Origin of the sequence: Vibrio sp. 2092 (genome assembly GCF_033339635.1) — a bacterium.
Lineage (GTDB): Bacteria > Pseudomonadota > Gammaproteobacteria > Enterobacterales > Vibrionaceae > Vibrio > Vibrio alginolyticus.
Genome location: NZ_JAWOUY010000003.1, coordinates 388,839 through 411,515 on the forward strand (window position 1 = coordinate 388,839; position 22,677 = coordinate 411,515).

At 44.6% G+C, this 22,677-nt stretch carries 23 protein-coding genes; 7 read left to right on the plus strand and 16 right to left on the minus strand.

Going from position 1 to position 22,677, the window contains the following annotated elements; all coding sequences use genetic code 11:
- The 3 genes from dnaX (at position 1) to recR (ending at position 3,148) form a co-directional block, all read left to right on the plus strand.
- Positions 1-2,106: a DNA polymerase III subunit gamma/tau gene (dnaX, locus tag R7P80_RS08235; RefSeq protein ID WP_225491492.1), complete on the plus strand. Its 2,106-nt coding sequence runs from the start codon at positions 1-3 to the stop codon at positions 2,104-2,106.
- A gap of 82 nt (positions 2,107-2,188) precedes the next feature.
- Positions 2,189-2,518, plus strand: coding sequence for a YbaB/EbfC family nucleoid-associated protein (locus tag R7P80_RS08240; protein ID WP_005380618.1), 330 nt, complete (start codon positions 2,189-2,191; stop codon positions 2,516-2,518).
- A 30-nt stretch (positions 2,519-2,548) separates the two neighbouring features.
- Positions 2,549-3,148: a recombination mediator RecR gene (gene recR / locus R7P80_RS08245; protein WP_005380619.1), complete on the plus strand. Its 600-nt coding sequence runs from the start codon at positions 2,549-2,551 to the stop codon at positions 3,146-3,148.
- Positions 3,149-3,199: 51 nt separating this feature from the next.
- Here recR and aqpZ read toward each other — a convergent pair whose 3' ends face one another.
- The 3 genes from aqpZ to R7P80_RS08260 form a co-directional block, all read right to left on the minus strand.
- Positions 3,200-3,898: an aquaporin Z gene (aqpZ, locus tag R7P80_RS08250; RefSeq protein WP_005384951.1), complete on the minus strand. Its 699-nt coding sequence runs from the start codon at positions 3,896-3,898 to the stop codon at positions 3,200-3,202.
- A gap of 229 nt (positions 3,899-4,127) precedes the next feature.
- Complete coding sequence (locus R7P80_RS08255; RefSeq protein ID WP_065767476.1) at positions 4,128-4,376, minus strand: YkgJ family cysteine cluster protein; 249 nt, start codon at positions 4,374-4,376, stop codon at positions 4,128-4,130.
- Between the two features lie 137 nt (positions 4,377-4,513).
- Positions 4,514-4,762, minus strand: a complete 249-nt coding sequence (locus tag R7P80_RS08260) for a GlsB/YeaQ/YmgE family stress response membrane protein (protein ID WP_005380625.1) — start codon at positions 4,760-4,762, stop codon at positions 4,514-4,516.
- A gap of 188 nt (positions 4,763-4,950) precedes the next feature.
- On the opposite strand from R7P80_RS08260, the gene R7P80_RS08265 reads away from it, so the two are divergent.
- Complete coding sequence (locus R7P80_RS08265) at positions 4,951-5,391, plus strand: YcgN family cysteine cluster protein (protein ID WP_005384948.1); 441 nt, start codon at positions 4,951-4,953, stop codon at positions 5,389-5,391.
- Positions 5,392-5,582: 191 nt separating this feature from the next.
- A complete protein-coding gene (locus R7P80_RS08270; protein ID WP_005380681.1) occupies positions 5,583-7,262 on the plus strand; it encodes a mechanosensitive ion channel family protein in 1,680 nt (559 codons plus the stop codon).
- 69 nt (positions 7,263-7,331) lie between these two features.
- On the opposite strand, the gene R7P80_RS08275 is transcribed toward R7P80_RS08270, so the two are convergent.
- The 10 genes from R7P80_RS08275 to gap all read right to left on the minus strand — a co-directional run bounded on the left by R7P80_RS08275 (position 7,332) and on the right by gap (position 17,432).
- Positions 7,332-7,616, minus strand: a complete 285-nt coding sequence (locus R7P80_RS08275; protein ID WP_225491491.1) for a putative quinol monooxygenase — start codon at positions 7,614-7,616, stop codon at positions 7,332-7,334.
- 17 nt (positions 7,617-7,633) lie between these two features.
- The gene (locus tag R7P80_RS08280) at positions 7,634-8,029 is read right to left on the minus strand and encodes a VOC family protein (RefSeq protein ID WP_005380685.1); all 396 of its coding nucleotides are present in this window, start codon (positions 8,027-8,029) and stop codon (positions 7,634-7,636) included.
- A 140-nt stretch (positions 8,030-8,169) separates the two neighbouring features.
- Positions 8,170-8,469, minus strand: coding sequence for a ribbon-helix-helix domain-containing protein (locus R7P80_RS08285; protein WP_064368687.1), 300 nt, complete (start codon positions 8,467-8,469; stop codon positions 8,170-8,172).
- A gap of 136 nt (positions 8,470-8,605) precedes the next feature.
- Positions 8,606-10,183 carry an alkaline phosphatase gene (locus R7P80_RS08290; RefSeq protein WP_005380687.1) on the minus strand — a complete coding sequence of 526 codons (1,578 nt, stop codon included), beginning with the start codon at positions 10,181-10,183 and terminating at the stop codon, positions 8,606-8,608.
- Positions 10,184-10,581: 398 nt separating this feature from the next.
- Positions 10,582-10,941, minus strand: a complete 360-nt coding sequence (locus R7P80_RS08295; RefSeq protein WP_005380688.1) for a hypothetical protein — start codon at positions 10,939-10,941, stop codon at positions 10,582-10,584.
- Between the two features lie 251 nt (positions 10,942-11,192).
- A complete protein-coding gene (locus R7P80_RS08300) occupies positions 11,193-12,140 on the minus strand; it encodes a ChaN family lipoprotein (protein WP_042522507.1) in 948 nt (315 codons plus the stop codon).
- A 98-nt stretch (positions 12,141-12,238) separates the two neighbouring features.
- Positions 12,239-13,066, minus strand: a complete 828-nt coding sequence (rlmA, locus tag R7P80_RS08305) for a 23S rRNA (guanine(745)-N(1))-methyltransferase (protein ID WP_005380691.1) — start codon at positions 13,064-13,066, stop codon at positions 12,239-12,241.
- 96 nt (positions 13,067-13,162) lie between these two features.
- Complete coding sequence (locus tag R7P80_RS08310) at positions 13,163-15,199, minus strand: methyl-accepting chemotaxis protein (protein WP_225491490.1); 2,037 nt, start codon at positions 15,197-15,199, stop codon at positions 13,163-13,165.
- Between the two features lie 197 nt (positions 15,200-15,396).
- Positions 15,397-16,281 (minus strand): D-hexose-6-phosphate mutarotase, encoded by an 885-nt coding sequence (locus R7P80_RS08315; RefSeq protein ID WP_005384929.1) that lies wholly within the window; start codon positions 16,279-16,281, stop codon positions 15,397-15,399.
- A gap of 155 nt (positions 16,282-16,436) precedes the next feature.
- Positions 16,437-17,432, minus strand: a complete 996-nt coding sequence (gene gap, locus R7P80_RS08320; protein WP_005380697.1) for a type I glyceraldehyde-3-phosphate dehydrogenase — start codon at positions 17,430-17,432, stop codon at positions 16,437-16,439.
- Positions 17,433-17,769: 337 nt separating this feature from the next.
- Between gap and msrB the strand changes: the two genes are divergently transcribed.
- Positions 17,770-18,177: a peptide-methionine (R)-S-oxide reductase MsrB gene (gene msrB / locus R7P80_RS08325; protein WP_005380698.1), complete on the plus strand. Its 408-nt coding sequence runs from the start codon at positions 17,770-17,772 to the stop codon at positions 18,175-18,177.
- Between the two features lie 117 nt (positions 18,178-18,294).
- Here msrB and R7P80_RS08330 read toward each other — a convergent pair whose 3' ends face one another.
- The gene (locus R7P80_RS08330) at positions 18,295-19,116 is read right to left on the minus strand and encodes a DUF2989 domain-containing protein (protein WP_203345864.1); all 822 of its coding nucleotides are present in this window, start codon (positions 19,114-19,116) and stop codon (positions 18,295-18,297) included.
- Positions 19,117-19,217: 101 nt separating this feature from the next.
- Between R7P80_RS08330 and R7P80_RS08335 the strand changes: the two genes are divergently transcribed.
- Entirely contained in the window at positions 19,218-19,502 is a 285-nt protein-coding gene (locus R7P80_RS08335; RefSeq protein ID WP_005380700.1) for a YeaC family protein, read from the plus strand.
- A 95-nt stretch (positions 19,503-19,597) separates the two neighbouring features.
- Here R7P80_RS08335 and ansA read toward each other — a convergent pair whose 3' ends face one another.
- Positions 19,598-20,611, minus strand: coding sequence for an asparaginase (gene ansA / locus R7P80_RS08340; protein ID WP_054577621.1), 1,014 nt, complete (start codon positions 20,609-20,611; stop codon positions 19,598-19,600).
- A gap of 164 nt (positions 20,612-20,775) precedes the next feature.
- Positions 20,776-22,626, minus strand: coding sequence for a signal peptide peptidase SppA (gene sppA / locus R7P80_RS08345; protein WP_064368684.1), 1,851 nt, complete (start codon positions 22,624-22,626; stop codon positions 20,776-20,778).
- Positions 22,627-22,677: the final 51 nt, after the last annotated feature.

The following is a 22,677-nucleotide window of genomic DNA, read 5'->3' on the forward strand; positions in this document are numbered from 1 at the left end:
ATGAGTTATTTAGCTTTAGCGCGAAAATGGCGTCCTAATCAGTTTGACCAAGTTGTCGGACAAAAACATGTCCTGACGGCGTTGGAAAACGCACTGGCGCAAAACCGTTTACACCATGCTTATCTGTTCAGCGGGACTCGTGGTGTGGGTAAAACGAGTATCGGTAGGCTGTTTGCCAAAGGCTTGAACTGCGAAACCGGCATTACCGCGACACCTTGTGGTAAGTGTGATACTTGTCGTGAAATTGATGAAGGTCGCTTTGTCGATCTTCTTGAAATCGACGCAGCATCACGTACTAAAGTTGAAGACACTCGTGAACTGTTAGACAACGTTCAATACAAACCTGCTCGTGGACGTTTTAAAGTGTACCTCATCGATGAGGTGCACATGCTATCGCGTCACTCTTTCAATGCGTTGTTGAAAACCCTGGAAGAGCCGCCAGAGTATGTGAAGTTCTTACTCGCAACAACTGATCCACAAAAGCTGCCTGTCACTATATTGTCGCGTTGTCTTCAGTTTCATCTGAAACCAATCAGCGTTGATGATATTCACCAGCAACTTGATTACATCCTAGGTCAAGAGCAAGTTTCAGCAGAGCCAAAAGCGTTGGGTATGATCTCACATGCTGCAGATGGCAGTATGCGTGATGCTCTTAGCTTGACTGATCAAGCAATTGCTTTAGGTAACGGTGCGGTGCAAACCGATATTGTCAGCCACATGTTGGGGACGATTGATACCGACCAAGCGATTCACTTACTAGAGTCAATCAGTAGCAAGCAACCTCAACAAGCCATGGATAAAATCCAGCAATTAGCAGCAAATGGTGTTGAGTGGGATGGTTTGTTGCAGCAAGTCGCAACACAGCTTCATCGAATTGCGATGTATCAAGCGCTGCCAGCGTCGCTAGACCGAGCGCAGCCAGATGCAGAAAAAATCGAGTTGTTGAGTAAAGCACTAAGTCCGCAAGACGTTCAGCTTTACTATCAAATTGCATTGAAAGGTCGTGAAGATTTGACTCTCTCGCCAAATGGGCGAGTCGGTCTGGAAATGATTGTGCTGCGTATGATGGCGTTCCGCCCATCAAATAACAGTGGGGCAAATGTTGTTTCTAGTAACTGCGAGCCAGCGTCATCTCCGGCTCAAAGTACCAGTCAACCAAAGGCTGCGCCAGCTCGGACAGTAGCATCTCCTCGAGCTCAGCAGCCGAGTCCAGCACAAAGCTCACCACAAGTGGCTCCTCAACCTTCATCCAATTCACAACCTGAATATCACGCGAGTGGATATGAGACGGTTCCGCCACAGTATGATATGGCGCCGCCGATGAGCGAAAACCCTGCACCGCAGCATGAAACGCCACCTCAACAAGTGCAAGAGAGCGTTTCAACACCGGCGCGCGGTGGTCTAAGCGGTTTACGTCACCAATTACGTTCTCAGCGTCAAGGCCTACAACAGAACACTCCTCAAAATGGTGGCTCAAAAAAGCCTAAAGCGGCATCTGCACAACCAGAATCGGTTATCGACCGAGTAGCGCAATTGCATGGCAATTCCGCGCAGGTGTCGCCAAACTCAGCTCCGAAGTCGACGGAGCCACAAGTTGAAGAAGCGTATCGCTGGCGTCCAAGCAAGCCTGTTGAGACAAAAGTAAATACAAAACTGACACCTACGCAGCTCAAGCAGGCACTTGAGCATGAGAAAACGCCTGAAATGGCACAAAAGCTCATCGATGAGTCATTAGAACATAATGAATGGGCGAAGCTAATCAGCTTAATGGAGATCCCTAAGCTGGTAGAGCAACTTGCGCTAAACTCTCATTATAGTAAGGAAGGAACAACCGTTTCGTTACTATTGAGAAGCAGCCAAGCTCATTTGAATACTGATAGAGCTCAAGCCGAATTGCTCAAAGCACTTAATACCGTGTTAGGTGAAGAGTGCCACATGAGCATCGAAATAGGGGAGAGTGGAGAAACACCACTTGAACTGAGAGATAGGCTCTACCAAGAGAAATTACAGCAAGCGCTGAACAGTTTAGAAAACGATCCAAATGTTCAATTTATTGAACGTCGTTTTGCTGCAGAGCTTGATAAAGATAGTGTGCGCCCTATCTAATAATCGAATGGAATGGGGTTGAAAACCCAAAGGTATAACCCCATTAATTGATGCAACACCTCATTAAACCAGAGAGATAAACATGTTTGGTAAAGGCGGTATGGGCAACCTAATGAAGCAAGCCCAGCAAATGCAAGATCGCATGCAAAAGCTTCAAGAAGAAATCGCGAATATGGAAGTAACTGGCGAGTCTGGTGCTGGCCTAGTTAAAGTTACTATCACTGGTAGTCACAGCGTACGTCGTGTTGACATCGATGAAAGTTTGATGGAAGACGACAAAGAAATGCTTGAAGATCTGATCGCTGCGGCGTTCAACGATGCAGCCCGTCGTGTTGAAGAAACTCAAAAAGAGAAAATGGCTTCTGTAACTGGCGGTATGCAACTACCACCAGGTATGAAAATGCCATTCTAATCTGCTGATATTTAATTAAGCGGACTTTTAATGCGTACCAGTCATATGCTGGAACAATTGATGGAGGCCTTACGTTGTCTACCTGGGGTTGGCCCCAAGTCAGCGCAGCGTATGGCCTTTCATTTGTTACAGCGCGATAGAAAAGGCGGTTTGCAGCTTGCAGATGCGCTGAGTCAGGCAATGACAGAAATAGGTCATTGTACTGAGTGTCGAACCTTCACCGAAGAAGAAGTCTGTCACATTTGTACCAACCCAAAACGCCAAGAAAATGGTCAAATTTGTGTGGTAGAAAGCCCGGCAGACATCGCAGCCGTTGAAGCAACAGGCCAATATTCTGGTCGGTATTTTGTTCTTATGGGGCATTTGTCGCCATTAGATGGTATTGGTCCAAGTGATATTGGATTAGATGTCCTTGATTACCGCTTACGTCGCGGTGATATTACCGAAGTGATTTTGGCGACAAACCCAACAGTTGAAGGTGAAGCCACTGCCCACTACATCGCAGAGCTATGTAAAGAGCACCAAGTTGATGCCAGCCGCATCGCGCATGGTGTGCCTGTCGGTGGGGAGCTAGAGCTTGTTGATGGCACGACGTTGTCACATTCGCTATTAGGTCGACACAGAATTTAATAAAAAGCCGCTGAATTCAGCGGCTTTTTTGATTTTGAGAGTTGGGAACGATTAATCGTTCGATTCTTTACCAAGAAGGTTTTTGTAGATAACCGCACCAAGCACGCCACCCACAATAGGAGCAATCCAGAACAGCCATAGCTGAGAAACCGCCCAGTCACCCACATATACTGCGACTGCCGTGCTACGAGCAGGGTTTACTGACGTATTGGTGACAGGAATGCTGATCAGGTGAATGAGAGTCAAACACAGGCCAATTGCGATAGGTGCAAAGCCTTGTGGCGCACGTTTGTCTGTTGCACCCATAATGACAATCAGGAACATCATCGTCATGACAACTTCAGTCACAAGTGCAGCGATCATCGAGTATTGGCCTGGAGAGTGTTCACCATAACCATTGGCGGCAAAGCCAGAACCCACAACATCGAATCCTGCTTGTCCAGATGCAATAACGTAAAGCACACCACCTGCGATAAGCCCGCCGATAACCTGTGAGATGATGTAGGGAGCAACGTCTTTTGTCTCAAAACGACCGCCAGCCCAAAGGCCAACTGTCACTGCAGGGTTCAAGTGACAACCTGAAATATGACCGATAGCAAATGCCATCGTCAGAACGGTTAAACCGAATGCCAAAGAAACGCCCAACAGACCAATACCCACTTCAGGGAAACCCGCAGCCAACACCGCGCTACCACAGCCGCCTAACACTAGCCAGAACGTGCCAAAAGCCTCAGCCAAATACTTATTCATGTTCTTTCCTGATCTTTAATTAAATGACCCGCTGAACATAGTCGAGAATTGTCAATAAATTGTGAGGGAGATCGCGCAAAAACCGCAAATGGAACGCTATGTGGCAAGAGTTCTCAAGGGTGAGATAAAAGGCTGAGGGGGGGAGTGCTAAATCTTGAGTTTGCTTTGATTACTGCCTCGGAGAGAAACAACCGAGGTACTAACTTTAAACGTGTGGTCTAGAGTCGCATTACGTCAATTGTTCTAATTCAGTGATGTTGTCGAGTGCTTCTTGATTGGTCTTGCCGCATACAATCGGACACGGTTTAAAATCGTGACAGACTTTAGGGCGTTCAGGCTTACCAAATAGCTTGCACAAATTGTCGTCGTTGAGTTGCACACAACGAACACCTGCAGGTTTGCCCTTGGGCATTCCAGGTATTGGTGAAGAGATACTTGGCGCAATACAGCACGCTCCACATCCTAATCGACAATCCATAATGTAAACCTCTTAAAAATTAAGGGGGCAATTATGGTCATTTTGACGTGGATTGGAAGAGTGAAGAAAGAAAAAAATAAAAGGGCGCGCTTAACATTACGCTCCCTTTTTGGTTTTTTGCTTTTAAATCATCGTGATTATTTTAAGAAACGGTTATAAACAAACAACAGAATAAATGCGCCTAGTGTTGCGGTAATGATACTACCAATGTTGACGCCAGTTGCTCCGCCGAAACCGAGAATGCCGCCAAGGAAGCCACCTACAAATGCCCCTGCAATACCAAGTAACATTGTTGCAATCCAACCGCCCCCATCTTTTCCTGGCATGAGCCATTTAGCAAGTGCGCCGGCGATTAAGCCCAAAATAATCCAAGAAATAATACCCATGAAAACTCCTTAATGCCTTCTTGATCAATTGAGTAATGGAAACTTGTTTAAGGATAGAACAGTAAAACGAAAGTAGTTGAATATCTCCACCGTTATGTGGGAAGGATGCAAGATCTTCTCAAAACTTGAACTTTTGCGTTGAGAAGAGTATAAATCGCCCCCTAAATTCCCTTGGTGAGACCTGAAGTATGAGCACTCCATTTTGGCAAAGTAAATCGTTAGAGCAGATGACAGAAGAGGAATGGGAATCTCTCTGTGATGGTTGTGGCAAATGTTGTTTGCATAAGCTTATGGATGAAGATACCGATGAAATCTACTATACCAATGTGGCTTGTAGCTGGCTGAACAGTAAAACGTGTTCATGTAAGGATTACCCAAACCGTTTCACTTCGGGTGAAGAGTGCACCAAGCTGACCCGAGAAGACATCGACGATTTTACTTGGCTGCCACACACGTGCGCTTACCGTCTGTTGGCTGAAAAGCAGCCTTTACCAGAATGGCATCCGCTGATTACAGGCTCTAAGTCCGCAATGCATGCGGCAGGGGAAAGTGTCCGTAACAAAGTCGTTTACGAGATTGATGTGGTGGATTGGGAAGACCATATTTTAAATCATCCCAACCGTCCTTAGTCGAATACAAACAAGCCTTTCATTGATTAAATGAAAGGCTTGTTTGCTATTGGGGCTCCCAACTTTGACGTCTCGCTAACGAAATGCTGCTCAGTTTATTATTTAGTGTTGTAAACTTAGGAGTATGATTTCAACGCTTTACACTTCTATTCCTGATTGTTTTGATCAGGATTGTTTCCTATGAGGTAAACATGACGTTTCATTTCCCCCAGAAACTGCGCCTGACATCTTGGGTGACATTATTCGCACTTGCCGTCATTATGTTCTCCCCAATGGCTGTTCATGCGACTGCTACTGACGATATCCAAGAGCCTTCTGCTGCCGAAATCTCGATTGACAACTTGAACCGAGAGATTGTGGATTTATCCCAAAGCCTCTCGCAAGCGAGTGGCGACGAGCGTGATGCCCTTCAACTGCAACTATTCCAAAAGAATGAAGAATTAAGAAGCCAGTTAGCGTCAGCGATTGAACGTGAAACTATCTCTCGCGACAAGCTGATCTTGCTAGTTAAAAAACAAGAACAATACTCTGAGGACGCGACGAACTATCTATCGGAAAAAATAAAGAAAGTCGTCGAGGATTTAAATAAGGCTAAGGATGAAGAGAAGCTTGCTCTTGTTAATGATTATCGAGAGCTACAGCGTTATCTTGATGTTAGCTTCGATTCGAGCTGGCAAAATCTCGCTTGGTTGAAGGAGCTAGGGGCCCAAAACGAGCGCGCAGAAGCGGAACTAAAAGATAAAATTGATAAACGTATGCGCTTACTGTCTGCTTCAATTGAGTACTTGAGTCAGCAAAGTGAGATCATTGGCTCCCAACTTTCGTCTAGCCCAGAGTCGGAAAAAGCGTCGTTGCAACTTAGTCAGCTCATTACTAAACAAAGGCTAAATATTGCGACAGAAAGCTTACGCAACCTGATTTCAATTGGTGATAAAGTCGGTTTAGAAACGTCTGAATACAAACGCCAAATTTTTGAAGTGACGGGTAATATCACCCATGATTTACTGAATACCAAAGTTGTGTGGTCAATACTGAGTCACTGGTCCAACTCGGCACTGGATTGGTTTGCCGAGAATGCACCGCAGCATATCTTCCAGTTGTTTGTTTTTGCGCTGATTTTATTGATCGCTCGCGGACTGGCTAAGTTAACTCGCAAAGTCGTCCGTAAAGCAGTTGCATCGAAAAACTTAAAACTTTCCCACTTGATGCAGGACTTCTTTATCTCGATGTCCGGCAAATTCGTGTGGGTGATCGGTATCATGGTGGGCTTATCTCAGCTTGGTTTGAACCTAGCGCCAATCCTAACCGGTTTCGGTATTGCTGGTGTGATTATTGGTTTCGCGTTGCAAGACACGTTATCCAACTTCGCGGCGGGTATGATGCTGCTTATTTATCGCCCATTTGATGTTGGTGATTTTGTGTATGCTGGCGGTGTGGATGGCAAGGTAAGCCATATGAGTTTGGTGAACACCACAATCCGTACGTTTGATAACCAAATTATTATTGTGCCTAACAGCAAAATCTGGGGAGATGTTATTAAGAACGTCACGCATGAACGCATTCGCCGCGTGGATATGGTGTTTGGCATTGGCTATGCGGATGACCTCTTAAAAGCGGAGTCAGTATTGTCTGATATCATTACCTCTCACCCTTCGGTACTTCGCACTCCAGAGCCAATGATCAAAGTTCATACATTAAATACGTCTTCTGTAGATTTTATTGTGCGTCCTTGGGTAAAAACGGATGATTACTGGGATGTATACTGGGATGTGACAAAAGAGGTGAAACTACGCTTCGACCGAGAAGGTATTTCGATTCCTTTCCCACAACAAGATGTGCATTTGCATATGGTGGAGAAGCAAGACGCTTAATCACAGGTCCCAACTAGTGAAAGGCACTCTAGATAGAGTGCCTTTTTTGATCTTCGGTTAGCGCTATAGTTACAGTTCGTCGAAGAACACCAGTTTCGGCTCGCATTCTAACAAGTTGTCGATCTGGCTAATCAAAAGAGTAAAGTGTTCTGTTTTACCATGAAGCTCAAATGCTTGTTGGTTTTTAAATTGCTCCTGAAAAACGAAGTGGCATGTATTGTCTTTATCTTGGAACAATTGATAACGAACGCAACCTTCTTCATTGCGAGTAGGTTCAAGCGCTCGGGTAAGTACCTCTTTCAACTCTTGTTCTTTTCCCGGTTGTGCATGAAAGGTAGCCGTCAAGTGAATCATAATGTTTACTCTTTTTGTTATAGGTAACGCCCTTGGCGTTGCAGGAACTCAATTTTGTAACCATCAGGGTCGGTTACAAAAAAGAACGTTGCTAAATGCTTTTGTTGATGGTCAAAGGCTTTGATGTCACCAGTTTCAATGCCGAGAGATTTAATGCGTTTGTGGGCTTGTTCAATGTCCTCCACGCTGACGGCAAGGTGGCCGTAACCTGAGCCGTGAGTGTAGGGCTCACTTTGGTCGTGATTGTGCGTCAGTTCCAATTCAAAGCCAGTTTCTTGGTTGGCTAGATAGGTTAGAGAAAAGCCATCAAAGATGTATTGATCAGCGACTTCTAGTTCAAGTACGTCACAGTAAAATTGTAGAGAGCGGTCCAGATCACTTACTCGGATCATGGTGTGAATCATTTTTGTCATAGGTACTCCTTGATAGTCCGCACAGGTTAGCGATTTCAAAAGGAGTCTGGGTAGTACTCTAGTACGACAAATTAGAAGATGCTCAAGGGTTTATAATACGGATGCATAGCCTAGGATGGTTATTGCTCGGTTGGTTGCTATTACCTGTTAAGTTGCGCAAGTGCTTGACGAGTGGTCTCTTGAGGTTGGCGGGCGTAAGTGAGGCAAGCGCATCGAAGTAAGGAGGCAAAGTTGTTCACTTTACCATTGTATTCGAGTGCTTCTTGATAAACAGTGCTTATGAATTTAGGAACCGTCATGTTTTGAGCACTAGCGATTTCCTCAAGAATTGTCCAAAAGCTCGCTTCAAGTTTTACACTGGTCGCGTGACCATCAATACGGATAGAGCGGGTGATGAACTGATAGTTGTCTTGGGGTTGCTTAGCAAAGATTTCGCACATTTTCTTTATTCATATAATTAAAGACCCATAATTATTGTGGTGTACGATTTAAAACGTCAACTGTTTTCATGCATAAAAAAACGCTCCCTTGCGAGAGCGTTGAAACATCACGAGTTGTGAAGTAAGTGCAAGTTGATTATTTAATTTGTTGCTTCAAGTACTCGCCTAGTTGCGAGTGGTGCATGATTTTTGATACCGGAAGGATAGTTTCTGCAGGTCCCCAAGCAAATACGTTGACAGGAGTATGCGTATGAGTACCCGTCCCCCATACTGTGTTTTGCTTTGTTGCATGCTCACGCGCTAGCAAGTTGCCACGGTCGTTGTAAGGAAAGAAAGCATCAAAGTCATTGATTGTCGGTACGTTCTCTTCGCTTAAGTATTTGTGTCCAGCGAGTCGGTATGGATTTGGTTTACTTGCTAATACGCGTTCTGCTTGCTCAGGCGTAATCGAAAAATCGCTATTTGCGTTCACGACTTCCGCAAACTTCTCTGGAGTTTGCTCTTTCTTATCAAGCGCTTGGAATTCACTGATCATGCCGTAGTAACTTTTCTTTTGGTTGTATAAACCATCGAGGATCTCGAACTGACCAAAGTTGAAGTTTGGCGCGTAATCCTGATTTTTGAATGCTTCGCCGTCGCGTTTTTGTGGTTTAGGCAAGTTTGCTGATGAGTAGCTAAAGCCAAAAGAGCCGGTTTCGTGGTCAGCAGTAACAATGATCAGGGTGTCATCACGGCCTTTTGCCCACTCATAAACTGAGTTTACCGCTTCATCGAATTTAAGCATTTCATGCAGCATCGTACCTGCATCGTTACTGTGGCCAGCCCAGTCAATTTGGCCGCCTTCAACCATCAAGAAAAAACCGTCTTTGTCTTTTGAAAGAATGTCGATTGCTTTGGTGGTCATTTCTTTCAGCGATGGCTGCGTGCGTTTTGGATCGTTTTTGCTTTGACTGTAGGCAATACCATCGTTCATGCCCGAGTAAGCAAAAAGTCCAAGTAATTTGTCACCTTTAGCTTGTGTGAGCATATCGCGGCTGAAAGCTAAGCTATAGCCTTGGTCTTGCGCTTCGGCAAGCAAGTTGCGTTCGTCTTTGCGTTTCGATTTTAGGTAGACATTACCTTGAGTGAGTTTTTCAAGTTGCTCGTATGTCTCTCCCTTGTCGTTTGTCGACTTTGGAATCCAATGACGAAGTCCACCAGACATCATCACGTCTACGCCTGTTTCGAGCATATCCGCCGCAATATTGTTTTCTAGGGAGCGATGTGGTTGATGAGCGGCAAATGCTGCTGGCGTTGCGTGGGTCATACGCGTATCAGAGACGAGCCCTGTCGCTTTACCTTTACTTTTGGCTTTTTCCAAAATAGTTTCGACATGGTTGCCTTGGCTATCAATGCCAATGACTTCAGAAGCGGTAGGGATTCCTGTCGCTAGCATCGTAGCTGAGCACGCAGAGTCGACGACAATTGCGTCTTCTGGATTGGTTAGTGATGATCCAATCACACCTTCTTGAGCGAGTTTGTATAACGCTGTGCTTTCGCCTTTGTAAACCGAGTTAGGTGCGTGTTTTGCGTAGGTCTCGAGTAAACCAACTTGTTGAGGACCCATGCCGTCGCCGATCATCAAAATGACGTTTTTGATTTCAGCTGAGAGTGCGTTGAAAGAGAGGGTAGATGCAGCCACTGCCGTAACGATTGGAGATACTAAGCGCTTCATTATATTTTCCTTGTTTATTGAAAGCGCAGGCATTAAAGCAATGATTTATGAAAGTTTTGTGTCGGTAATAAAAGTTTAACCAAATTGTCGTTTTTGTTTGGTTTTGCAGAAAAAATGAGTCGCTCTCTAACGTTCGTTAGTTTGGAAAGAAGAAAGCCCACAAACGTGGGCTTGGATTACGCTTAGGAGTTGAAAGCATGGACTAAAGTTATCCATTCAGTGCCTTCACAAGAAACCTAGTTTAGGGAGCAATAAACGAGCATATATTATCGGGCCACAAGAGCGGTCGAATTCACTTACGTTTGCATCATATCGTTCTTTGGCTTATTAAATTATGGGCTGCAGTAAGTGTTTGGTTCAAATAGGATTTGTTGTCGTGACGATTATCAGACTGGTTATCAGACTAATGCCAGTATGATGCCACCAACGGTAAGTGCCGCAGAAAGGTATTGACCCGCAGAATATGAGCCATCCTCTTCTTTCTCGATTTTATCGGGGTGATCCATGCCAAGCGCACCATGCGTGAAAGATTCGACCTTTTCACCAACAGATTTATCTTCTGCTTCTATTTTCTTGCTGTCGTGCTCGATTTGTTGCAGAGCGGCAAGTAGCGCTTTGCCTTCGGTCGAAAGCGTCACCTTATTGTGTTCGACTTTCAGCGGCGAAGCACTAGTTTCTTCTTGTGCAATACTTGCTTGTTTAGAGGCGACAGATTGTTTGGCATAGCTATTAACAGAAGTGCTTCCTACTGGATTCATCGAATACTCCTTGGAACATCGACACTCGGTCACTGAGTGCGGGTAAAAAGCAGTTATATTTTTATCGGCGGCAAAGTTTATTTCTGAAGCTATTTGGATAAAAACAGGTCTGCTTTTGCCGCTTCTAGTTTCTATTGGTGATCATTAGCAAAAAATAGACCAGCAGGAAGCAGACCCTTGTCACTCGATGAACTCGGAGCGGTGTGATGATGCAACGCAACGGCAAGGTAGTAACTTAAATTGAAGAGCAGCTACTTACATTGAAGATCGTTATTGCGTTTAGTTAGATGTTGATATGCCGCCATGCGGTGAGCATCTTGTACATACCGTACTGGTGGTGCGAGAACCTCTAACTGATAGTCAGTATTATCAGAAAGCACGTTATCTGTTGGGCTAATTACAACCACTTTTAAGCTCGGGTTGCGGCTTAAGATTGATGCTGCCGTACCCAACCCTTGCTCGGTGTGAAACTTGCCTGCAACATGGACAACCTGAGCGCCTGGGTTGTCGTCTAGGTAGCTAACGATAGATTCCGCCATAGTTTCATCCCAAGTAACTTGAGCTGCAAACTGTTTTTCCGTCTGCTCTGGCTTACCGTGATGCATGGATGCCATGAACTTTTCTTTGTACGGACTACTACCAGTGTTGATGGCTTGTGCAATGAACATCCGCTGATCATCATCGAGCTTGTTAATGTAATCTAGCCCTTGTCGACCAATGCATCGGACAATGCTCTTTGGTGCATTTGCTGCAATGACCGGGAGATTTTTCTGCTTAGCAAACTCCACGAGAGGGCGATAGTCGCTTTCATAATTGGGCCAAGCGTTGGCTTGTTTCATTAAGTACTGTTCGCCGATCTCCCCACGTAGGTAAGCGTCAACAACAGGTTGTTTGTCGCGGGTAAATTGTTCCATAGATAACGCGAGTGAGCGGTCGTAGGACGTAAGTTGTTTGAGCATATCGGTTTGAAAGCGATGAACGCCGGCGTGTGTGTGCCATTCACCAATAAGAATGACATCTGCTTGTTGCAGCTCAATTGGCAGTTTGCTTAGAGCGATGTGCTCGCCAGAAGGGGTGTATAGTTGGTAGTCGTAAAAACTAGTGACTTCCGCTGAGGTTGCGTGAGAGTCGGTGTGCGTATATGAAGAGCAACCAGTAAGTAAGCCTGCAAAGAGCAAGCTCAAAGTAGAAAAGCGCATTGAAAAGCCTCCAAAAATGTCCGGATGATATTAATGGAGGCTGAGCAATGAATCAATATAAATGATAACTATTTGCGTTTGTTGTTTTTTTTGACTTATTAATTGAGTGTTTTTTTGCGATATACACGCAACATAAAATCAGCCTCACATTGGAAAAGTGTAGCGGATTTCAACTCTTCACGAAGAGCATCGGTTGCTTTCCATGCGAATGGCGTCATTTGCAATAAATCGATTGCGGCTCCGTTTTTCAAGTCCATAACATAGTTAAGATGCTGCTGGTGCTCTAATTCAAACCCTTCAATATGTTCTGGTTCTTCATTGTGAAGACGAACTTCTTGATAAATGCGCTCACGCAGTTGGTATAAGTGGCGGCTAGCAGGAGTAACCGTGACAACAACGCCGTCGTTTTTTACAACGCGCTGCAGCTCCTCAGCTTTACACGGAGCATAAATGCGCAAAATGGCATCTAAGGATTCATTTGCGAAGGGAAGTCGGTGACTAGAAGCCACACTAAAGTTGCAGTGCGTGTAACGCTTCGCCGCGTAACGAATGGCAACTTTGGAAATGTCTAAGCCATAAATCGTGGCATGGTTCGCTTGTGTTTCTATCGTCTTTTGTACTTGATCTGTGTAGTAACCTTCACCACAACCAATATCTAATAATTGATGGGTGCTCCCCTCAGTGTATGTTGCACACAGCTGCGCCACTTCTTGGCGCATTGGGTTGTAGTAATCTCCTTCAAGGAATCGACGACGAGCTTGCATCATCTCTTTGTTGTCACCAGGATCTTTAGAACGTTTGTGGTGCGCTGGCATCAAGTTAACGTAGCCTTCTTTTGCTAAGTCAAACTGATGATTGTTTTCGCACTTAAACGTTTTTTCATTTAACGCTAGAGCTTGGTGGCATAGAGGGCATTGATAGTTCATGACGATCTCGAACAGAAAGTAGGGCGGCAAATTCTATCAAAAAGCATGGTCTCAAGTGAAACAAAAAGAGCCGACTGGGTCGGCTCTTATTAAGTATTAGTGGAAGAAGTCGACTTGCTCTTTCAAGTTTCGTGCTTGTTGTTGAAGTTCAATGGCACTTTGCGAGGTTTTTGCGCTCGTGTTGCGGCTTTCTCGGTTAAGTTCACTGATAGAATGGGCATTTGCTGCAATTTCTTGTGAAACTTGAGCTTGTTCTTCTGAAGTCGCTGCAATGGTGTCGGCTTGAGAGGCTATCGACTGCACTTGTACTGCGATGGCTTCTAATGCTGTGCCCGCGTCTTGTGCTTTGTCCAAGACCTGGTTTGCACTGCGTTGGCTGTCTGTCATCATATTAACTGCATTATGAGTCGACCCTTTTAGTTTCTCGATAATTTCCACGACATCTTGAACTGAGCTTTGGGTTCGGTGCGCAAGTGTGCGCACTTCATCTGCTACAACTGCGAAGCCACGGCCTTGCTCACCTGCTCGTGCTGCTTCAATGGCGGCATTCAAGGCAAGTAAATTGGTTTGCTCAGCAATTTCATCAATCATTTTAGTGACGGTTTGAATACTCTCGCTATCGCGATTTACTTGCTCGATAGCCGTTGCTGATTGATCCAATTGATCGTTAAGTTGAGCAACGTCGATACATACGCCTTCAACAATCGCGAGACCAGATTGACTATCAGTATTTGCTGAGCGTACGTTTTCCGCAATGCTTTCGACTTGTTGTGCGACAGATTGAGCGGAAGAGGCCATTTCTTCAATCGCTGTCACAACTTGCTCGACTTCTTGTTGTTGTCGGTCGGCTTGGGTCAAATTGCTATGTGCATCGTTGGCAACGCTGGTGGAGTTGCTCTCCACTAAGTCGCTTGTTGAACGGATCTTACCAACGAGCTCATTGAGCTGACTTGCCATACTGGCGACACCCGAGCTCAGGTTCGTAATTTCATTCTTTGATGCTTTACGAGACGCTGGAATGTTCAAGCTGACTTCGCCGCCCGCTAAGCGAGTCATGTATGAGTTTAGAGTCGTGAGAGGTTGTAAGCTGCGATTCAAGAAAAGCGTCAGTACAACAAAAGTAATGATTGCCGCTACCGAAGAAATGATGGCAATGAGTGTGAGAAGCGTGTCGCTACCTTTTGTAACTTCTTTGATAAACGTACCGCCTAGCAGTTTCCAATTCCAACCTGGAACCTCTGTGTAGACAAGATACTTTTCGCCTACGTTACCTTGGTACTCGAAAGGGTAGCGAATTAATCCACTAGATTGTTCGAAAATCTGACCAAAAGGCTTGTGACCATTGTAGTCGGTGACTTCTAGTATTGACGAATCTGAGCCGCTTTTTGCTGGATGAAGTAGGTATTTACCAAGATTGTTTTCGTCGTTATCAACGATAATGGTGTAACCAGTGTCGCCCCATTTTATCTCTGCGAGTGCATCGAACAAGGTTTGTGTCGCTTGGTCTACTGGTAAGCCAATAAACGATAGGCCTGCTACCTTTCCTGTCGCATCTTTGATTGGGGCATAGTAGGTAATGTAGCGCTCGCCATACAATTTAATTTGAGCGTAATACGGTTGTCCTGCTTTAAGTTGCTGATAACCAGGATGGTTGATGCCTAGCGTGGTTCCGACCGCTCGTTGACCTTGTGGATCTTTTAGGGAGGTGGACACCCGAATAAAGTCGTCACCCAATGGTGCGAATAGCGTTGCTATAGCGCCGGTATCACGTGTGAAACTGTCGACCAACTTGGTGTCATTAATTAAGCTTTCACTGTATTGAGTGATGTTTGGTACTTCATGTCCCATGAAGTCAACCGTGTAATTTTCGACATAGACACCGGCAAGGTAGCCATTGCGAAAAGTAGATTCGAGGACTTTAGCGGTGTGCAGGTAAGCATCGAATTGGCCAGCAATGGTTTTTGCCATTGATTCTACTTTAGATTGGTGTTCTTTCAGTGTGCTTTCCAATAGAACACCGGAAGCGTTGCGGTAAACAAGCGCTGCAATACTGCTGAAAGCAATGAATAGACACAAAGTGATCACCAGTTTCAACTGGAATCCGACACTTTGATTTCGGTATCTCTCTAACATAGACTAATTCCTGATATTTTTATTATTTATGAGTTTTGTATCGGTATGCTATCGGTTTATATGATCAATTTTTTTGATATTTATTAATGAAACCGTCAAAAGTGACCAGTAACCAATAAGTTAGTAAAGATAGGACCATCTAAGCAGAGCTTTTATTACAAAAAAGCCGGGTATCCCCGGCCTTTATATGGTGATTCTTACTGCGCTGAAATGACAGTGACAAGTTCATGTGTCTCACCTGGTTGGAGCGTTTGACCTTGCTCAATACTTGGTGCATGAACAGCAGACTCCACACACAACATGGTTTGATAACCATCGTCAGCCATGTCACCCATGCTTTGCGCACCTTCTGCCCAAGGGTTCCATAATACTGCTGAGTTGTGGCCTTGGTTGTGTACGCTTAGCGTACGATCCAATACCGGGTCTTTTACCAAAATTTTCGCTTCTGGTTGCGTGTAAACGCGATCAATGGTGTCAGTTAGTTGTAGAACATTACCACCTTGGCATACCGCATCAGCTTTCAAGCTATCAATGTACTCGGCACCCATGCCTGTCGTTTGTGCTTGCTTAATGTCTCCAACGTTTAGGTAAGTATGTAATGCGCCAGAGAAGGTCCAAGCCTCGTCATCGATGTTCATGACTTTGAGCGTCACTTTTAGCTCATCGCCCACTTCAATCACCAAACGAGCGTCAAACATATGGGGCCAAATATCGTGGATTTCTTCTGTCGGGAACAGAGCAAGTTCAACAATCACACCGTTATGGTTCTCACGATGTTCAACCAACTCCCATTCTGCGGTGCGGGCAAAGCCGTGAGCTGGAGCAGCAATACGCCCAAACCAAGGCCAACAAATCGGAATACCACCGCGAAGAGCAGCTTTACCATCGAAGACAGCTTTTTCGCTCATCCAGATCAGATCTTCTTGACCTTCAGGCGTGAACGACACGACATGACCACCGTGTAGCGAGATGCCTGCCGTTGCTTTGTCATGAATCACGCGGATGATTTTTATCTGATCAACTTCAACGATAGTGACGTTATCAGATAGCACCGTTAGGGCTGGGAGAGTTTTTAAATCCATGTATAGTTTCCTATCGCTGGGGAGAGCTTTTAGACGCGCTTCTCACATTAAATGCAACATCGAGCCTGCATTCTCTCAAATTCCAGATACAAAAAAGGCGACCCTAGAGCCGCCTTTTCTTTAACGAAGTTATTCGCTAATTGCTAACTTTCTAATTACTTAGAGATGTGAGCGATTAGGTCTAGAACTTTGTTTGAGTAACCGATTTCGTTGTCGTACCAAGATACAACCTTAACGAATTTGTCAGTTAGCGCGATACCAGCTTTAGCATCGAATACTGAAGTGCAAACTTCGCCGATGAAGTCTTGAGATACAACTGCATCTTCAGTGTAGCCTAGAACGCCTTTTAGTTCGCCTTCAGAAGCTTCTTTCATCGCTTTACAGATGTCTTCGTAAGAAGCACCGTTAACTAGGTTAACAGTTAGGTCAACTACAGAAACGTTAGCAGTTGGTACGCGGAAAGCCATACCAGTTAGTTTGCCGTTTACTTCTGGAAGTACAACGCCTACAGCTTTAGCAGCACCAGTTGAAGATGGGATGATGTTTTGAGAAGCACCACGACCACCGCGCCAGTCTTTAGCAGAAGGACCATCTACAGTTTTTTGAGTTGCTGTAGTTGCGTGAACTGTAGTCATAAGACCAGATTCGATACCGAACTTGTCGTTAAGAACTTTAGCGATAGGCGCTAGACAGTTAGTAGTACAAGAAGCGTTAGAAACGATGTCTTGACCAGCGTAAGTGTCGAAGTTTACGCCGTTAACGAACATTGGAGTAGCGTCTTTAGAAGGACCAGTTAGTACAACTTTTTTCGCTCCAGCAGTGATGTGCTTACGTGCAGTCTCGTCAGTTAGGAAAAGACCAGTTGCTTCAGCTACAACGTCAACACCGATTTCGTCCCATTTTAGGTCTTCAGGGTTGCGCTCTGCAGTAACACGTACAGTTTTACCGTTAACGATTAGGTTACCGCCTTCAACTTCAACAGTACCGTTGAAACGGCCGTGAGTTGAGTCATACTTAAGCATGTATGCCATGTAATCTACATCGATAAGGTCGTTAATACCTACTACTTCGATGTCGTTGCGCTCTTGCGCTGCACGGAATACGAAACGACCGATACGGCCAAAACCGTTAATACCTACTTTGATAGTCATTATAGTTGCTCCACAACTTAATTTCTGATTAAAGATAACTGGTAGTAAAATTACAGAATCCAGTAAACATCTGCAAGTGATAATCGGACTTAACTTGTTTAAAGTCAAAAAAAAGCGACGCTTTTTTTAACAATTCTTTGCAAATGTACGTTTTTTAAACTTTTAACTGATTCTTCTGTAGCCCAGTTGGCGTAATATAACTGGTGAGATAAGTGCTCTTATCAAATTAATTACGCATGGTGTCCTGGTGAGAAAGTATGTGCTACAACTGTTAAGAGAAGCAAGTTTTTTGCTAAAAAAGTCAATACCAAGAACAGTAAATAAGGAGCCGAAAGTCGTGGAACAAAGCGGGAAAAAAGTGACGAAGTCAGATGAACAGTGGCGTGAGCAACTGTCTGATGAAGAGTTCCGTGTTTGCCGAGAGCAAGGTACAGAGCCTCCTTTCAGCGGTAAGCTACTGCATAATAAGGAAACTGGTGTTTATGCTTGTACTTGTTGTAATGCCCCTCTCTTTGTCTCTGATAACAAGTATGACTCTGGCTGCGGATGGCCAAGTTTTGATGCGCCTATCAACGATCAAGCGGTGCGCTATTTAGAAGATCTAAGTCACGGAATGGTACGTACAGAGATTCGTTGTGCAACGTGTGATAGCCATCTAGGGCACGTTTTTGAAGATGGCCCACAGACCACAGGAGAGCGTTTTTGTGTTAATTCTGTGTCGTTAATTTTCAACAAATCAGAATAATAACGACAAAATTGTGCTCGAGATTGTTTTATCCTTTCAGGATGATTCATGCTCAACAGTGATCTGAGTGTCGCTCGACTTAAATAAAAACTCCCGCTCATTGCGGGAGTTTTTCGTTTATATCTCACTGGGTATCATTGCTGGGGAATAGATACCTTTCTCTATGGCTTTCGCCACCGATTCGGCTAATTCATCCAACTGCTTATATCGCTCTGGATGACTGAAATTGAACATACGTTGGAGCTGCTTTTCATCAGCAAGCGGTACGTCGAATCTCTTCGCGACCATTGCCCATAGATACGCTTGCTCTTTGTCTCCAAGCCCCTGATGAATACTTGCCATTGACTTGAGAATGACCGGATTGATGTTGTCTTCATCAGATAAAGACAACGCGTTATTAAGAAGATCCAGGGTTTTCTTGGTATCTCGGTTGGTATAAAAAGTGGCTAATGCATATTGCATCTCAGCATTATTTAATTGGGGAGACCCTTCCATTTGTAAAAATGCGCGCCGAGCTTGAGTATCTCCCGTTTGAGACCATAAGAAATACAAAGTAGCCGGGTCTTCTGAGCCTTTTAACTCGTTTACAATGCGCTCTAGCTCATCAATACTGTGTACCAATGCATTAAAGCGTTGTCTTTTGAGAGCACTTTGATCAATAGGGGTGATCTGGGAGGCGAGTTCTAAGCATTTCCTATATTCAGCGACCAGACCGTATTCGATGATTTGGTTTGCTTCCGATGGGTTTTTCAATTGCTCAAACCGATGCCAAACCAAATTTGTTCTTGGAATTCGACATTGGCCGTCATCCATATTGAGCTGCTCGCAACGCAGTTCTGGTGTTTTTTGGCACAACTCTTCGGTTGTCACGTTACCTTCAAAACAGCCCGATAGCACAAAACATGCGAGGCTGAGAAGTAACCAGTTTGTTCTTTTCATGGCTTTGCTTGTGATCCGTTACACCAATTCATTTTCGTATTCTTGACTCAGTTTCTTAACCCGTTATGTTCTGTAAATAGAATGTAATAAGAAGGTACACTATGGACGCAGAACAACTATTACAAGCGATGACTCCAGAAGTTTATGATCGCTTAGTCTATGCAGTAGAAACGGGAAGATGGCCTGAGGGTACAACACTTTCTAAAGAGCAGCGAGATTCGTGTATGCAAGCTGTGATGTTGTATCAATCAAAACATAATACTGATGCGCAGCATATGACGGTTGCAGCCGGTGGTGAAATCAGTTTTAAATCAAAACAAGAGCTTAAAAAACAATTCAGCGGAGAAGAGAGCGATATTGTTCGTGTCAATCCGAACATTGATTAATCCTTACGCCTTATTTCTCAAAATTTTATTATTTTGATTTTGAAAGAAAAAAGCCCAAATTGTATTGGGCTTTTTAGATCGCAGAAAGCTTGAACTTACAGGCTCATTTCACCACGCAGTACTTGTTGCATTCTCGCTTTTACTTCTTCGTAAGAAAGGTTTTGGCTTAGAAGGTAGTGTAGTTTTGCCAGCGCCGCTTCGGGCGTCATGTCAAAGCCACTGATAACACCAGAGTCTGCGAGCGCACAACCTGTGGCATATCCGCCCATATTCACTTTACCTGCCAAACACTGAGTTAGGTTTACGACAATAACGCCGCGCTCAGAGGCTTCTTTCAGGTGACCAAGCAGCTCAGGGTTTTGAGGAGCATTGCCGACACCAAAAGTCAGAAGAATCATCGCATTCACGGGCTGACGAAGCGTGTTGCGGATAACTTCGTGTGAAATACCAGGGTACATGGTGATCACACCGATTGGTTGTGGCGTGATGTTGTGAACCTTAAACTCACCTTCTGGTTGTGCACCAACGGTTACGCTGTTGCTAACTTGAATATTGATCCCAGCTTCCAATAGTGGAGGAAGGTTTGGTGAAGTAAAGGCATTAAAACCGTCAGCATGAGATTTTGTGCTGCGGTTACCACGCATCAATTGATTATTGAAGAACAAAGTTACTTCGTTGATCGGGTAGTTTGCCGCAATATGTAGCGCGTTTAATAGGTTTGCTTGGCCGTCAGAACGCAGCTCTGCGAGAGGGATTTGTGAACCCGTTACAATCACTGGCTTACCAAGGTTTTCAAGCATGAAAGACAATGCGGACGCTGTGTACGCCATGGTGTCAGTACCATGTAGGATAACGAAACCATCGTATTTGTCATAGTTGTCACGAATATCATTCGCAATCTGCTGCCAGTCAGCAGGTGTCATATCTGATGAGTCAATCAGAGGGTCGTATTCGTGGATGGTGTAATCCGGCATTTCAGGACGATGGAATTCGGGCATGCTTGCTAATTGCTTTTCCATAAAGCCAGCAACAGGCACATAGCCGTGGTCGGATTTTTGCATTCCGATGGTACCACCGGTGTAAGCGATGTAGATGTGTTTTCTAGTCATCGTTTTTTCTTTCGTGTAGGGGAACAGAGGCGGGGATTATATACCTAAATAACCTTGAGATGCGAGGCTATACGCACAGCATCAGAAAGTCATCTGAGGAGATGCAAAGCCTAATAAAAAGGGCACTTCAAGTAGAAGTGCCCTTTGTAATATTGATGGAAAAACTACTGCACTTGGCAGTTCAAACAAAATGCGTATTGACCTTTAGGATCGTTGAAGCTTTGGAGCAAGCTTGCGTCTTGTTCGAATTGTTGAGCTACGGGTTGAAGACTTTTTGGTAGCAAGCTTGTAGCATCAATACCTAGAGAGACTTTCACCTGTTTCATAAACTCTTGTAGAAATAGTTCAGTAGGTGAAAGAGGCTCTTCTACCCAGTAAATGCCATAATCGGTCACGTTCGCTAGTTTCGCCGCTAGCTCTACAGCATCATCAAAGTCACCCATTTGATCGACAAGACCAAAGGATAGTGCATCTTGGCCAGTCCAAACTCGACCTTGAGCAACTTTGTCAACTTCCTCTAGAGACATATCGCGATTCTCGCCAACTAGAGAAATAAAGCGCTTGTAACCGTGTTCGATACCTAATTGGAACACTTGAGACGCGCCCTCAGAAAGGCCAGTGGTAATACCGTCACCTGAGAACGGCGATGTGCCAACGCCATCAGTGTTAATACCTAACTTGCTAAAGCCTTTTTCAAACGTGGTGATGACACTAAATATACCAATGGAGCCCGTCAGGGTTGTTGGCTGAGCAACGATTTTGTCTGCGCTCATTGAAATCCAATAACCACCAGAAGCAGCCAAACTCGACATGGATACAACAACCGGCTTACCTGCTTGCTTCAGAGCTTCTACTTCGTTACGAATCACTTCAGAAGCAAAGGCACTGCCTCCTGGACTATCTACTCGTAATACGACCGCTTTCACTTTTTCATCATTGCGTGCTTGACGCAGCAAGCTTGCGACTGTGTCACCACCAACAGTTCCGCGAGGTTGTTGACCGTCCATAATCGCGCCACTTGCTAGAACAACGGCGATGTCGTGCTGAGGTAGTGTGTAATCGGGACGAATCGTTGCAAGGTAGTCGTAGTAACCAATCGCGTTGTAGCTGTCTTTGCCGTCACTGCCAAACTGTTTTGCAAATAGAGTGCGAATGTCTTGGCGTGTAGCAAGTTCATCCACTAGCCCCAATTTGACTGCGAGCTGAGCAATATCGCCATTTACAGACTTCATCTCGTTAATCAGCTCATCCATGGTTGGATTAAGCACTTTCGCATCAATGTTTCGGTTTGTTGTTACGTCATCAACAAAAGCACTCCACAATTGAGTAACCCAACGTGTTGCTGACTCTTTCGCCGCATCGGACATGTCATCACGAATAAAAGGTTCGATAGCGGATTTATAAGTACCTACGCGAAAAACATGAGTAGAAACGTCAAGCTTTTCAAGTAACGTTTTGTAGTACATTGAGTAAGCGCTGTAACCTTTAATCAATACACCACCATCAGGTGCCAGATAAACTTTGTCAGAGTAACTTGCCAAGTAATATTGGCTTTGGTTGTAGAAATCACCTACGGCGTAAACGGGTTTGCCTGACGCTTTAAATTCGTTCAACGCTTTCGCGATGTAACGTAGTTTCGTGAGATTTGTTTCTGGCATGTCTCGTAGTGCTAGCACTAATCCAGACACTTTAGGATCGTCTTTCGCGTAGCGAATAGTATCAACGATATCGAAAAGGACGTTTTCTTTCGGTAACTCATTACCCAAAAGGGAACCAGCAAAAGAGTCCATTGGGTTTACATAACGTCTTTGTTCGACAATTGGGCCTGAAAGGTTCATCACCAATGCAGATTCTTTTTCGACGACAGGTTGACCGTCTCCGGTATAAGTAAAGGCAAAGTAGAAAACGGCAATCATCAGCAAGAAAATTAGGTTTGCCAGTGCGAGTCTGATGAAAGTGATACTTTTCCATATCCCTTTAAATATCAAACCAATAAATTTGAAGAGTTTTTTCATCTTGTCTCCATAACGAGATAGTTACGCCGAGTCTAACAAAGTATGGGTTCT